This window comes from Paenibacillus sp. FSL M7-1046 (assembly GCF_038007405.1).
Classification (GTDB): Bacteria; Bacillota; Bacilli; order Paenibacillales; family Paenibacillaceae; genus Paenibacillus_AQ.
The window spans coordinates 1,584,359-1,598,476 of the sequence record NZ_JBBOXB010000001.1; the positions used below are offsets into that span (position 1 = coordinate 1,584,359).

General features: G+C 53.3%; 12 protein-coding genes. 1 reads left to right on the forward strand and 11 read right to left on the reverse strand.

Features of this window, described 5'->3' with window-relative positions:
• Positions 1 to 23 precede the first annotated feature (23 nt).
• From NYE29_RS06735 to NYE29_RS06775, 9 genes are all read right to left on the reverse strand, one after another.
• Complete coding sequence (locus tag NYE29_RS06735) at positions 24 to 644, reverse strand: hypothetical protein (protein WP_340895000.1); 621 nt, start codon at positions 642 to 644, stop codon at positions 24 to 26.
• A 154-nt stretch (positions 645 to 798) separates the two neighbouring features.
• On the reverse strand, positions 799 to 1,362 hold the full coding sequence (gene def, locus NYE29_RS06740) for a peptide deformylase (RefSeq protein ID WP_340899630.1): 564 nt from the start codon (positions 1,360 to 1,362) through the stop codon (positions 799 to 801).
• Positions 1,363 to 1,513: 151 nt separating this feature from the next.
• Positions 1,514 to 2,800 carry a stalk domain-containing protein gene (locus NYE29_RS06745; protein ID WP_340895001.1) on the reverse strand — a complete coding sequence of 429 codons (1,287 nt, stop codon included), beginning with the start codon at positions 2,798 to 2,800 and terminating at the stop codon, positions 1,514 to 1,516.
• 106 nt (positions 2,801 to 2,906) lie between these two features.
• Complete coding sequence (locus NYE29_RS06750) at positions 2,907 to 3,197, reverse strand: hypothetical protein (RefSeq protein ID WP_052091784.1); 291 nt, start codon at positions 3,195 to 3,197, stop codon at positions 2,907 to 2,909.
• Between the two features lie 22 nt (positions 3,198 to 3,219).
• Entirely contained in the window at positions 3,220 to 4,098 is an 879-nt protein-coding gene (locus NYE29_RS06755) for an inositol monophosphatase family protein (RefSeq protein WP_340895002.1), read from the reverse strand.
• Between the two features lie 162 nt (positions 4,099 to 4,260).
• A complete protein-coding gene (gene uvsE / locus NYE29_RS06760; protein WP_076112793.1) occupies positions 4,261 to 5,268 on the reverse strand; it encodes a UV DNA damage repair endonuclease UvsE in 1,008 nt (335 codons plus the stop codon).
• Complete coding sequence (locus NYE29_RS06765; RefSeq protein ID WP_038585586.1) at positions 5,265 to 5,582, reverse strand: hypothetical protein; 318 nt, start codon at positions 5,580 to 5,582, stop codon at positions 5,265 to 5,267. The genes uvsE and NYE29_RS06765 overlap by 4 nt, the downstream gene beginning before the upstream one ends.
• A 49-nt stretch (positions 5,583 to 5,631) precedes the next feature.
• Positions 5,632 to 6,723, reverse strand: coding sequence for a D-alanine--D-alanine ligase (locus NYE29_RS06770; RefSeq protein WP_340895004.1), 1,092 nt, complete (start codon positions 6,721 to 6,723; stop codon positions 5,632 to 5,634).
• Positions 6,724 to 6,742: 19 nt separating this feature from the next.
• On the reverse strand, positions 6,743 to 7,771 hold the full coding sequence (locus NYE29_RS06775; RefSeq protein WP_340895006.1) for an amidase domain-containing protein: 1,029 nt from the start codon (positions 7,769 to 7,771) through the stop codon (positions 6,743 to 6,745).
• A gap of 266 nt (positions 7,772 to 8,037) precedes the next feature.
• On the opposite strand from NYE29_RS06775, the gene acnA reads away from it, so the two are divergent.
• Positions 8,038 to 10,782 (forward strand): aconitate hydratase AcnA, encoded by a 2,745-nt coding sequence (gene acnA / locus NYE29_RS06780; protein ID WP_076112796.1) that lies wholly within the window; start codon positions 8,038 to 8,040, stop codon positions 10,780 to 10,782.
• 176 nt (positions 10,783 to 10,958) lie between these two features.
• Here the strand turns inward: acnA and NYE29_RS06785 are convergent, their stop codons facing one another.
• Together NYE29_RS06785 and NYE29_RS06790 are read right to left on the reverse strand one after the other, a co-directional pair.
• The gene (locus NYE29_RS06785) at positions 10,959 to 13,190 is read right to left on the reverse strand and encodes a helix-turn-helix transcriptional regulator (protein WP_340895008.1); all 2,232 of its coding nucleotides are present in this window, start codon (positions 13,188 to 13,190) and stop codon (positions 10,959 to 10,961) included.
• A gap of 164 nt (positions 13,191 to 13,354) precedes the next feature.
• Entirely contained in the window at positions 13,355 to 14,101 is a 747-nt protein-coding gene (locus NYE29_RS06790) for an IclR family transcriptional regulator (protein WP_340895011.1), read from the reverse strand.
• Positions 14,102 to 14,118: the final 17 nt, after the last annotated feature.

The window sequence follows — 14,118 nt, forward strand, 5'->3', positions numbered from 1 at the left end:
GGTGTGAGAATCAAACCAGCCGATCAATAGAAATCAATCTGCTTGTCCAGTTTGACCTCTTCGAAGACAGGGCGCTGGAATCTGCTGCTTCCGGGCACCAGAGAAAACTGCGTGGTACTGAGATCCTCCGGAAGCGGCGGAGAGATCATGAACTGCATGTGAACATGTGCTCCGCCGCCGTTTGCACCGTGATTTTCCACTTCATAGCTTGTCTCACTTAGAACAGCGAGCTTAAGCATCGGGGAAATGCGGACTTGCTCCACCGTTTCTTTCAAGTACTTGATTTCCAGGGTGACGATGCTTAGCTTCTCATACTGCATGGAGTGGGTCAGCATATATTCAAAATCGCTATCCAGCGTAGTCTTCATTATTGCCAGCACCCCAAGCAGCGGCCCGGGCTGATCCCAGAAATGCCGTCTGGGCCGGGCTTCGTTCAGATTGCTTAGAATCAGCGATATTTCCGAAACCTCAAGACCAGACTCCGCCGCCAGTTGCTTCAAGGTTTCCTCTTCTGGAAAAAGCGCCCTCCCTCCGGAGAGCGCCTTGCGCTGCTGCACCAGTCTTAAGATCTGTTCATCAATTACTCTGGCCTCATCATTGTAATCATTTGGTCTTCCCCGTAGTGGCATCCTGCTCCAGCCCATTTCTTTTCCCTCCCAGGTTCAGTGTAATCTGTTTCCATCCTAGCTATGATTGTGATATTATATCACTTTTTTCCCATTTATAAGAAATCTAGATAGACAGCACAAAAAGCTGTCATCCCTAAGGACAACAGCTTTCTGCCATCAGCAGCTCTCTTCAGTTTGCTTTCTGATCATATAGGCTGCGGATTTCTACATCCTGCGGAAGCTTGAACGGATTCTCCGGGTTGATCCGGTCATAGAACATAATCCCGTCCAGGTGGTCCATTTCATGCTGAATCACTATGGCCTGGTAACCCTTGAACTTCAGGACGATTTCCTTGCCGTTCAGATCATAGCCTTTTACTTTTACCGTCTCATATCTCGGAACAAAACCATGAACCGGCCGGTCCACAGACAGGCAGCCCTCGCTCTCCGGCAAATACACCATCGCCAGCGAATGGCTGATGATCTTGGGATTCACCCAGGTATGCTCCACAATCCTGCCCTTGTCATCCTTCAGGTACATCACGAACATCCGCTTCTGAAGGCCGATCTGATTCGCGGATAAGCCAATGCCGGAACGCAGCTTATGTTTGGCGGAAGCCTCCGGGTCCTGGCTGTTCTTCAGAAACTGCATCATGCATTGCAGCGCTTCACGGTCAGCATCCTGCAGCGGCAGCTGTACCGGCTCGGTTACACTGCGGAGAATAGGATGGCCTTCCCGTATAATATCATCCATCGTGATCACATAATCTGCACTATATTTTGTTCTAGACAACAACACTCATCCACCTTTGCCATGCGGGCTAAATTCATAATGATGATTTATAAATTGCAACTTGCACCTATAAGTATTTGCTCAAGGCGTTACACTATTATCTTATGCAGCTTTATGGATTTATGAAAGCAGTCTTCAACTGGCTGCTGTATTTCACGTCGAAACCGAGTCCCGTAGCAAGTGCGGCAAGCGGCAGGTAAGTTTTCTCCTCTTTGCCGACCTTTTGCAGAAACGCCGGTGTCTCAATCGCTTGATCTACCCCATTGACCTTAATATACTTCGAGCCAATGGTAATAACCACCGTCCGGTCACCGTAAACAATTGTTGCGCTGGCTGTCTTACTGTCCCACTTTCCACTGGCACCCACAGCATTCAGAACATCGCGCAGTGCGAGAAAGTTCTGGCCGTTCTTAATGACTGGCTTATTCGGGGTATTAAGCTCTGTGCCTTTTACCACAATCGACATCGGTGCCGATCCCGGCGCTGTTGCAGCAACAGACGGTGTGCGGTATTCTCCCCACTGCAGTTCTGCAAACACCCGGGCGATTTTCTCATATCCCAGCTGTGTAGGATGAAAATCCAACGATATGATATGTGTCAGCGAGCCCTCAAAACCCACGAATTGTTTGGCAATATGGGCTACCCGCACCGGTGCTCCGGTCTGGTCGAAGCTGGCCGCAATACTGTCCGCCATGGCTGTCAACCGCTCCGCTGCGCCCATCAGCTTGGGATAGGCCTCTTTTACCGCAAATTTGGGAGCCGGCTGATACTGGTCGGCTATCAGAATGGTTGCTTGCGGGTTCACGGCACGGATGTTCTCAAGCGCTGTCTTCACATTCGTATTGTAGGCGCTCAAACGCTGCTCCAGCTGAGCCTGGAAATCTTCATCCGTCAGTTGCTTGTACTGAAGGAATAGGCTGCTGACATCATTTCCGCCGATCGTGACTGTAATTAGATCCGCCTGAGCAAGTTCGGTCCGGATCTGCGGAGTCAGTGCCGCAAACTGCTCTATCCGCGGATCGGGCAGCCCTGCCTGAATACCCTCAGCTGTAATCACAGCCCCGTCTTTAATCGCTCCGGTATAATTAAGCAGCCCTGTTGAGGTCAGCCCCAGAATACCGTAATTGCCGAGTGTGCTTCTTCCATGGTAATACCCCTGTTCCAGCAGTCTTTCTGCGTAACCGTAGGGTTTCGCATTTACATCGGTCATCCCCGGCTCATATCCGGCAGTAATCGAATCTCCCAGTGCTACAATGCGAAAGATATCCTGCTCCGTTCCCTGGGTTGCTGCAGCAGCCTCCTCAGCCTTGGCGTATCCTGCACCTGCGCTAACCAGTATGGCGAGCAGCAGCAGACCGCTTGTTCCGGCAGCCGCTATTTTCCTCCATGTATTCAGCATCGTTCCCCTCCTAAAAGTAATATAATTCCATTCTAACATTCTGCCGCTCTGCGCAGAAGAGCGGTTTCCCGTATCGGGAAACCGCTCCTGCTGTTGGCCCGGTGACTTATTCCTGTCCGCTGCCGGACCCGGTGCTGTTCTTTGTACCCTCGGCATTGCGGGGAGCATGGCTCTTCCCTGCACGCTCCAGATATCTGTCATAACGGTCATCCAGTTCATAAGCTATTTTACGGTAGCGCAAGGTTTCTTCTACAATAGGATCGAGTGTAGTCTGGATCCGGATTTCATACTTGGGCGAGATTTGACGGATTTCTTTGTCCTTGTTGTCGCCCTGTTCCATGTCCCCGTCTTCCAAAAGCTCACTGAGCTTGCGCTCCAGATCATCATTACGGCTCATGGTTCCAGTTGCCTCCTTAAAGCTAAAATCCCGTTGCTTTGGCTTCCTTCAGGGATGAAACCAGATAATCATGAATTTTACCGTTGCTCGCCACAACATGGCGAGTGCCGATGTCATAAGGATTACCCAAGGTATCGGTAACCTTGCCGCCGGATTCCCTCACGAGCAGCACGCCCGCTGCGCAATCCCAAGGACTCAGGCCGACCTCCCAGTAACCATCCACCCGGCCAACCGCCACGTAGGCCAGATGCAGCGCAGCTGAACCTCCGGCACGGATGCCGCGGACCTGAGGCAGAATCTGCTGCAGTCCCGCCATATTCGCCGGCTGCGCAAAGGTGCGGTCCGGCGGAAAGCCCATCGCAATAAGACTGTCCCCAGGCACCGTCTCGGCAGAAACCGAGGTAGGCACGCCGTGCATGTAAGCTCCTTTACCCTTCTCAGCGACGAACATCTCGTCACGGATAGGGTCGTAAATAACACCTACAGTAAGTTCTCCCTTAACGGCGAGAGCTATGGAAACACAGTAGAACGGAAATCCGTGCACAAAATTGGTGGTGCCGTCAATCGGATCGACAATCCACAGGTATTCGTGTTGGCGTCCTTCTTCCAGAGCGGCAGCAACCGAATCTGTTCCCGGCTGAACACCCTCTTCTCCAAGGATAGCATGGTCAGGATAATGGGTCAGGATCAGCCGGCGGATCATCTGCTCCACGCCTTTATCAACTTCCGTTACCAGGTCCTGGGCCGATGTCTTGCTGCCCAGCTCCTTCACTTGACCTTGTCTGCTCTTGATCCATTCCCCCGCTTTGGCTGCCGCGTTAATCGCTGCCGCCGTGTGCCCTTTGCTTGTAACTACATAGGGCTCCCGTTCCTTCCGGTTCTCAGGATTTAAAGGATTCATATCTTCACTCCACTTTCTTGTACTTAATCGCTCTCCCATGACACATTGCTGCTACACACAGGCTCACTGCTGCTTAAGTTTCATTCAACGTACCTTATTTCAGTCTACTTATCAAGTCAAACCTGCCAGGATTCCTGCCCAAATCTTCTGGCATGGCGCAGGTTACGGCTCAATATTAATACTGGCCCCGTCCAATATCGTAATTCCGTTGCCGGCTTCCGCCAGCTCCTTCATTGCCTCCATCAGACCAAACAGGGCACCATCCTTCGATTTCGCTTCAATCATGGCATCCACAGCAGGGGTATCTGCTGCAATCCGCTTTAGAAAAGCCAGCAGCGGCGCCGGTTCCACACCATCGGCATGGCTGCGGGGATCAGAAGGGCTGCGCGGACTGGAGACATGGATCTTAGGCGGCAGCAGCTCGCCTGGAAGCACATCCTTCAGTGCCAGCGGACTCTTCCAGGTCTTCTGAATCTCCGGCCACAGCTCCCATGGAAGCTCGCCTTCATTATTCACCCACTGGTGATGAATATCGAGCACCATCGGCAGCCCGAGACTGCGGGCAACCTCCAGCGTCTCCCGCGCGTTAAACGTCTTGTCGTCGTTCTCAAGCGTAACCCGCTCCTGCAGTTCAGGCGCCAGCCCTGCAAAATGCTCCCGGAACCGCGCTGCCGCCACAGGCTTGTCCCCATAGGCTCCGCCAATATGAATGTTGCTCTTGGCCGTTGCCGGCAGCCCCATTGCAACGAGCATATCCGTATGATGCTGCAAATCACGGATAGAACTCGCCAGCACCTCGGGACGGGGCGTGCTGAGCACCGTAAAGTGATCAGGATGAAAGGACACCCTCATCCCGTGCTTCTTCACATAGCTGCCCACTTCGGCAAATTCTTCAGCCAGTACGGCCAAAGGGTTCCAGTCCTGCAGATCAGGATGCGTTGCCAGCGGAATCAGCTTGGAAGTCATGCGGTACACCATAATATCCGAGCCGGCATTATGCTTCAGCAGGCGCAGCGTATTATGCAGGTTCGTCTTCGCAAGGGTCTCCAGACGCCGCAGCCCGGCTTCACGGTCGTTCAGCTTCGCAAAGCTTGCCATCGTCATTGTCTTGGATGGTGAGCAGTCTGGGATGACGGTGGACATGGCAACATATCCGAAGCGGACAATCATCCTTCTTCCCCGAAGAACATCTCATAGGCAAGCGCCGTCTGTACCCGCGACTCTTCTTCGTTCAGCTTGCGTACCAGCTCCATCTCGACCGCTGTAACCTCATTGCCCTGGAAGTTGATCTCCGCGATCGAAGCGGAGATCTTGACGATCGCCACAGCCACATTCTCCGGTGTATAGGCAATAACCTTCTGGCCGGTCGGGTACACGCGAAAACCCTGCTTCACCATCTTGGTGCGGCCGTATTCCAGCAGTTCATACAGCTCCTGCTCATTCTTGAACTTGCAGACCGAATTGAATTCCGATTGAAAACCCATGCTGTTGTCTCTCCTTTCCGGCCGGAAGGATCCCGCCGCTCACCTGATTTTATTCATTGTCGTATTTAAGGCCTTGTTTATAATTGTAACGTTCCAGCGCCAGCTCGATCATGCGGTCCAGCAGAGCAGGATACGATACACCTGTCTCGCGCCACAGCAGCGGGTACATGCTGAACGGCGTAAAGCCTGGCATTGTATTCACTTCATTGATCAGAATTTGGCCGTCGGATTTCCGTACGAAGAAGTCGGCACGGGTAATCCCGCTGCCTTCGATCGCCCGGAAGGCAGCAATTGCCGATTCACGCAGGCGGTCCGCCACCTCAGGGTCGACAGGAGCCGGAATCAGCATCTGCGATTTGCCGTCGATATATTTTGCCGCATAGTCATAATATTCTCCGGAAGAGACGATTTCACCCGGAACGGAAGCCTCGGGTTCCTCATTTCCAAGTACAGCAACCTCCACCTCGCGGGCATCAACAAATTCTTCAATGATGACCTTGGTATCATAGCGGAAAGCAAAATCGACAGCCTTGATTAGACTTTCCTTATCTACGGCTTTGGAAATGCCCACACTGGAGCCCAGATTGGCCGGCTTGACGAACACAGGGTAACCCAGCTTATCCTCTACCCCCATAATCAGCTCATGGCTTTTGTGCTTCCATACGGCAGCGTTGAAATAACAGTACTCGCATTGCGCAAGACCCGCTTCGCCGAACAGCTTCTTCATCACGACCTTATCCATACCTGCGGATGAAGCCAGCACGCCTGCGCCGATATAAGGAATATTCGCCATTTCAAACAGGCCCTGAATCGTACCGTCTTCCCCATTGGTGCCGTGCAGCAGCGGGAACATCACATCAACGCTCTTCTCCCCGCCCGCTAGTCCGCTGAATACCGCATTCAATGCTGTGCCCATATCTCCGGCTGCCCCGGCAAGCTTCAACTGCTCAATTCCGCTGTAAGCGGCGGTGAGTGTTTCGCCAACCTTCCACAGCCCCTGTTTGGAAATATAGAAAGGAATAATCTCATATTTATCGTAGTCAAAAGCGTTCATAACCGCGAATGCCGTCTGCAGCGATACCTCATGCTCTCCGGATTTGCCGCCGTACACCAGTCCTACGGTTAATTTTGTGTTCCCCATGCCCTAACCTCTTTCTGAATTATAAGTAGTCATTGATATGAAAAAAACGGTAGGCCGTTCTGTCGGTCCATGCATAGGAATCACGGTAATCCCAAAAGCGGTGACGGCTGCTGACCGTTCTTGCATTCACCAGCGGCATTCCGCCCGCGTCAAAAGCGGTGACGATCGTGCTGTGCTGGTAATGGCCGTTGCCGTCCCAGTCGTACAGGATGACATCGCCAAGCATCAGCTGATCCGGCCGCTCCACGGCCTCAGCGCGAAGTCCGCTGCTCCGCTCCCCGCTCAAATAGCGCTGCAGGCTGTCCGACACAGCCCAGCTGAAGCTCCACCATTCCTGCGCTCCATTGTAGCCTTTATACCACCAGCCGGTTTCTCTTTTACCAGTATAGTTGATAGGTGCGCCCCCTGCAAAGAGACATTGAGACACATAATTTGTGCAGTCCACATCAAAAACCTCAAACTCTGGATTGCCGTCCTTCCACCAGCGGTCAGCATAGGCCGCCGCTTCTTCCCGGCGGTAACGGACCTCCTTTGATCCGGCAATCCCGCGGAGCACATTCCGGTTAAGCAGCGGCTGCGACGGCTGCGGGGCAGGCAGTACCTCACCCCATTTGGACAACCGCAGTGCGGGATCCGCATCCTGTGCTCTGCGTTGCGTATTTCTTTCCTGCACACTGCGCTCCACAGTGGCTATCTCCCAGGCGCTGCCCTCCCGCACAAAAGTCAGACGTTCCGTCTCGATCGTATCCTCACGGTGCGTCATTCCGCCCTTCTCATAATACAGTGCGCTGTGCAGCGCAACATCGGCTACAACCTCACCCGGATTCTGGCGGACGGTGCGCAGCGTCCTGACGCCGGTCTCCGCACGCAGAGGAGTAATCCCCCGGCGGATATACCACTGGGCAAGCCGCCGGGAGCGCTCCCCCTGGGCCACGAGATAACGCGGGTCCATGACGGCAGTACGGCGCGGTTCGGCCCCCGGTGCCACCCTTGCCTTGTTTAACTGATCCACATAAACATACAAGCTTTTCTTCCACTCTAATTCCATCCTGTTTCCCGCCCCTTCATCCCTGTTTGGCTGCTGTCCTATGTATATGAAGGAATACCTGCGGCTATACAGATGGAATCAATGAATGACAAGCAGGCCAAGCTAATTTCCAAGCTTTAGGCAAAGCGCAAGATAGCCGGCCGGACAGGGCAAATCTGGGTGAAAAAGCAGGAAAAAAAACTTTACTCCCCCCTTTGTAACCGTTATACTTAACATACAAACAATATGAAATGATGTTTCACCAGATGAAACGAGGAGGCGCATATATGCCAAGCAAGGACCATTTTTCCCTGGCTAAGAACCTGGAGTCAGGCGGCAAAACCTACCGCTACTATCATCTTAATTCCCTTGAAGAACAAGGCGCAGGCAGCATTTCCTCCCTGCCATTTTCCATCAAAGTACTGCTTGAGGCGGCTGTCCGCCAGTATGACGGACGGGCGATCACGGAAGAGCATGTAAAACAGCTGGCCGGCTGGTCAGGTGGCATAGACCGCAATAAAGAGATTCCTTTTATTCCTGCGCGGATCGTCCTGCAGGATTTCACCGGTGTGCCCGTGGTCGTCGATCTCGCTGCAATGCGCGATACCGTCAAGAAAGCGGGAGGCGATCCCAAGAAGATCAATCCGCTCGTTCCGGTTGACCTTGTCATTGACCACTCTGTCATGGTCGATGCCTTTGGCACCGCTGATGCGCTCGAATACAACATGAATGTGGAATTTGAACGCAATGAAGAACGCTACCGCTTCCTGCGCTGGGCGCAGACCGCCTTCAACAACTTCCGCGCTGTTCCGCCGGCAACAGGAATTGTGCATCAGGTCAACCTGGAGTATTTGGCGTCCGTCGCCACTACCAAGTCCGTTGACGGTGAAACTGTAGTCTATCCCGATTCCCTGGTCGGCACAGATTCCCATACCACTATGATCAACGGCCTTGGAGTCGTCGGCTGGGGTGTAGGCGGTATTGAAGCCGAAGCAGGCATGCTTGGGCAGCCGCTGTATTTTGTTACACCGGATGTGGTTGGCTTTAAGCTTACAGGCAGCCTGATGGAAGGTGCTACGGCAACCGACCTGGCCTTGACAGTAACGCAAATGCTGCGCAAGAAAGGCGTTGTCGGCAAATTCGTAGAGTTCTACGGACCGGGCCTTGCCAACATCAGCCTTGCTGACCGTGCGACCGTAGCCAACATGGCTCCCGAATACGGAGCGACCATCGGTTTCTTTCCAGTTGATGAAGAAACGCTGGCCTACCTGCGCAGCACCGGACGTCCGGATGAACTGGTCGAGCTGGTCGGTGACTATTACAAAGCTCAAGGAATGTTCCGCACCGCGGATACACCGGACCCGCAGTTTAGCGACGTCATCGAGCTTGATCTTGCCTCTGTTGTTCCCAGCCTTGCCGGACCGAAACGTCCGCAGGACCGTGTCGAGCTGACACACATGAAAGAGAACTTCGAGGGCATCATCCGTACCCCTGTTGACAAGGGAGGCTACGGCCTCAGTGATGAGAAGATTGCCGAAGTCGTGGAAGTACAGCACAAGAATGGCAGCACCAGCAAGCTCAGCACCGGTGCCGTCGTAATCGCAGCGATCACCAGCTGTACGAACACCTCCAACCCGAGCGTTATGCTTGGAGCCGGGCTGCTGGCCAAAAAAGCCGTGGAACGCGGTCTGACTAAGCCAGGCTACGTGAAGAGCAGTCTCACTCCGGGATCGCTTGTGGTTACGGAATACCTGGAAAAAGCCGATCTCCTGAAGCCGCTTGAGGCTCTGGGCTTCTATCTGGCCGGCTACGGCTGCGCTACCTGTATCGGCAACTCCGGCCCGCTGCCGGATGAAGTCAGCCAGGCCATTTCAGAACATGATATGACAGTAGCTGCAGTAATATCCGGCAACCGGAACTTCGAAGGCCGTGTGCATGCCCAGGTTAAAGCAAACTACCTGGCCTCTCCGCCGCTCGTTGTAGCCTATGCCCTGGCCGGCACTGTGAACATTGATCTGAAGACTGAGCCGCTGGGTTATGATCCGCAGGGTGAGCCTGTATTCCTTGCAGACATCTGGCCGACTTCTGCAGAGATTCGTGAAGCAATCGGCCGCTCCCTGAGTCCTGAGATGTTCCGGCGTAAATACGAGAATGTATTTACTGCCAACGAACGTTGGAATTCGATCCCTGTGCCGGAAGGCGAGCTGTATGAATGGGATGACAACTCCACATACATCCAGAACCCGCCGTTCTTTGAGCATCTGGCGGATGGTGTCGGAGATATCAAGGACATCGGCAACGCGCGGGTGTTAGCGCTGCTTGCTGACTCCGTCACTACCGACCATATTTCGCCGGCGGGTAATATCTCCACCTCCGGTCCTGCCGGAGAATATCTGCGCAGCCATGGCGTAGAACGCGCCGACTTCAACTCCTACGGCTCACGCCGCGGGAACCATGAGGTGATGATGCGCGGCACGTTCGCCAACATCCGGATCCGCAACGCGGTTGCACCGGGTACGGAAGGCGGAGTAACCACCTTCCTGCCGAGCGAAGAAGTGATGTCGATCTACGATGCGTCTATGCTGTACCAATCGGCTGGACAGAACCTGATCGTTATCGCGGGCAAGGAATACGGCACAGGCAGCTCACGCGACTGGGCCGCCAAAGGTACGCTGCTGCTTGGGGTCAAGGCGGTCATCGCCGAGAGCTTCGAGCGGATTCACCGCAGCAATCTGGTCGGCATGGGCGTTCTGCCGCTGCAATTCCAGGAAGGCCACGGCTGGAGCAGCATGGGGCTGACCGGACGCGAGACCTTCAATATCACCGGACTCGACAACTACGTGCTGCCAGGCCAGGAACTGACCGTCACCGCTACCCGCGAGGACGGCACACAGTTTGAATTCCCGGTCATTGCCCGGTTAGACAGCACCGTTGACATCGACTACTACCGCAATGGCGGCATTCTGCAGACGGTACTCCGCCAGATGCTGGCTGATGCTGCCGCTTCGGAAACTGCGCTGCCTGTAGAATAACTACAGCTGGTCAGGATGGATGGAACCCCTGTGCTTGAGTTCCATCCATCCTGACAGCGTTGAACAGACTAAATAGCCCCCGACAATCCCGTAAGGGAGATTGTCGGGGGCTATTTAGCTTACCCTGTGATTAAGCTTCATCCAATCCAAGCCGTATCTGCAGCTTCGGATCGGGCCTAAATCTCGATGCGTTCAGCATCGAGGATTACCTTATAGATAAGTGCAATAATTTGCGAGCGGTCGGTTACGTTCATCTTGTTAAAGATGCGGCTTAGGTGATTTTTGACGGTATGTTCACTGATAAACAGCGTGTTGGCAATTTCCTTATTCGTCTTCCCATGGACAATTAGCTCAAGTACTTCTTCTTCCCGGGGTGAGACCCCCCATTCTTCCTTAAGTGTAGTCAATGCCGGGCTATCCAGCAGCCTCGCTGCCGATACGATTCTCTTCTTAGGCCGCGAATCCTCCCGGCTTAGCAGGAACGACTGGAACGAGGAAATTCGTTCATCCTCAATCCAGGAAGCAATATTGTAATCCTTGCTGTATCTGGATGGATCAATCCATTTGTGCGGAGGGCTGCCCAGATGTTTCTGATTTGCACCTCTTCCTGTATGCTGCAGTATCAGAGCAAGCACCTGGCCGGATAGAGGCAAGGGAGGCTTCTCCACAGTAAAGAATTGAGAGTCCAACTCGTCCACCTGCTGCAGCAGCAAGATTTCATCCGGGTAATATCCAAAATCCATTAACGCGTCAATCTGGAAAGGAGACAGCAGAGCCGCCCTTCCCACCCTTTCAGCTTCCTCTTCAGTCAGGCCTATGTAACGAGCAAAATCTACCGCCATATCGGAAGCGTCCAGCGATAGACTGCTCAGTTCAGTGTTTGCATTCTGGAGGTAACGGCGCAGTTCGGTCAAAAAGGTCTCAGCCTGCTCGATATACCTTTCTTCCTTCTCCAGAAGACGAATGGCAACAGTGGCCAGACAGGCTACCGATTCGATGAAGGTCTGCCATTGCTCCGCTTCACTTCGCCCCCTGAATCCGACAGACAACAGTCCTTTGAACTCGTTCCCGGATAGCAGCGGACATTCGAGCAGAACCGAACCTCCTGCCGTCTCAAAGATGACAGCAGACGAGAGAAAGGATTGCTGGGAGTAGCGGGACTCCAGTCCTTTGACATACAATGCATCCTCATCTGAGGCCCAGCCCCTGGAAAAATACGTAATATTTGAACTCTCGATTTTCTGAAAGTAAACCAACGTGGATGAGGGATAGAAGGGCATGGCCATGACAACATCCAGCAGTTGCATACCCAGATCTTTCCTCGACAACGCTAGCGGCAGCAGTCTAGCAGCTTCCTTAAGAAGCAACGTTCCTTCTTCAAGCAGTTTTTCCCTGCGCAGCAGCATTTCTCCCCAGTCGGATATTCCCAGCAAAGAGGCAACGATTTGCTCCTGCCGGTCGTAGCCTTGAGCCTGTTCATTTCTTCCAAAGCTGATTGCCAGTAAAAGCGCCCTTTTGCCGTTGTTGATCAAAACCGGATAACAAGACAGGCATTCCGGCAGCGTCATCCCCCGCCGGGTGAAGTAAAGGGATCTTGGATCTTTGGCAATGTCTTTCCAATGTCTCGGATCTTTGCCGAGGACCGCTTGTCCAAAAAAACCGTCCCCTTGCGGAAATACAGCATTCAGCAAAAGATGTGCCTCTTTTCCCGCAGCATAATTCACCTTGAATTGCCCTTGATCGTTCTCCTTGGCAAAGGCATACAAATCGGCGGCTGAAAAAGTCCCTGCCAGTTGCTGGAGCACCTCTTCAATCTTCAGGAAATCCTCCTCCAGATGAGTCAGAAGCCGCGAAATCATCATAGTGTTTCTTTCCGTCACCGGCTTAAGGGCAGAGCCTCCTATTAATTTGCACAGGATACTGCCAAGAACGGCTATCTTGTCCCTGATCTCGAATACACGTTCACTACTGCTCTCGGGTAAGGCAGCTAGCTCGGAACTTAGCTGATCATATTCCGGATGATTCTTCATCTTGGACTCGAAGGCTTGCAATACCAGTTCCTTCGCACCTTCCTCCATATAGAGGCCTGACCAGAGATAGTAAATCTCTCCGTACTCCGGAACCAGCGGGGTAATGATATACTTCAATCCGGGAATCCACCGGTCCAAGACAGCAGGATGTGACAAGGCCCCCAAGCGGCGCAGTGTCTGCTCAAAGGGACGGTGTATGTGCTGCAAGGAGTCAATGATCTCCTTATAAAACCTTCCTGCAATGGTTGGACGGGTTATCAAATTTCCTTCCTGATCCGTTAGCACAAGAGCCTGACTCGTAACAGCACCGAATGTGTCTTGAAGTTGTTGAATCTCTTCCATTAATGAATCGGGTACTGCAGCGCTCAATGGAATCACCCATCCCCCCGGAATAAAAAGTATAATTACTTATAAAATCTGAATCCTATAATTTTTTTATCATAGTTCATTTTCCCTATAGTTACAAATTGAATATTACTGCTTCTGGCAGCTTTCTCTTTAATTTACCCCCATAATTCGACTGCATAACCAGACTTTCCCGATTACCCCATCATCAATCCCATTTCGGCTGCATTCTCCGAAAGAATCACAGCATATTCCTCGAGAGTTTCCCGGGACAAGCGGCTGACAGGGCCGGACAGGGAAAGGGCTGCCACCACGCTGCCATTGCGGCCGACAATAGGCACAGCCACTGCAGCAGCCCCTGGTTCCCGCTCCTCGAAGCTGGTCGCATAGCCCCGGCGGGTAATTTCCTTAAGCTGCTCCAAGTATAGGCTTCTATCTACAGTTTCCGGCCAAGCCGGATCTGCCAGCAGCCGGATCTGCACCTCATGCGGCGCATAGGCGGCCAGCACCTTGCTGGAGGCGCCAACAGATAAGGGCAGCCGGGCACCAATCTGTGCCACCCGGCGGATTGCCTGCCGGCTCTGCACAGCCTGAATGCGCACACGTTCCAGACCGTCGCGCAGATAGAGGCTGACCGTCTCTCCCAGCCGGTCGCGCAGCCGCTCCATCGCCGGAAGCAGCAGTGCCGCCGGCTCATCCAGCGTTGGCAGATGGGTCGACAGCTCCCAAATCCGCATACCGAGCCGGTATTTCTCGGTACTTTCATTGCGCATCAGAAAGCCCTTCTCCTCCAGGGTAGTGAGCAGCCGGTGCACAGTACTCTTATGGAGGCCGATTTTGGCAGCAATCTCAGTCAAACTTAGATCATCATTCTCCTTCGTAAAACACAGCAATATATCCAGCGCCCGCTCTACAGCGCGTACGGTCAGTTTACGATCCTCCACAGCAATCTCCCCTTACC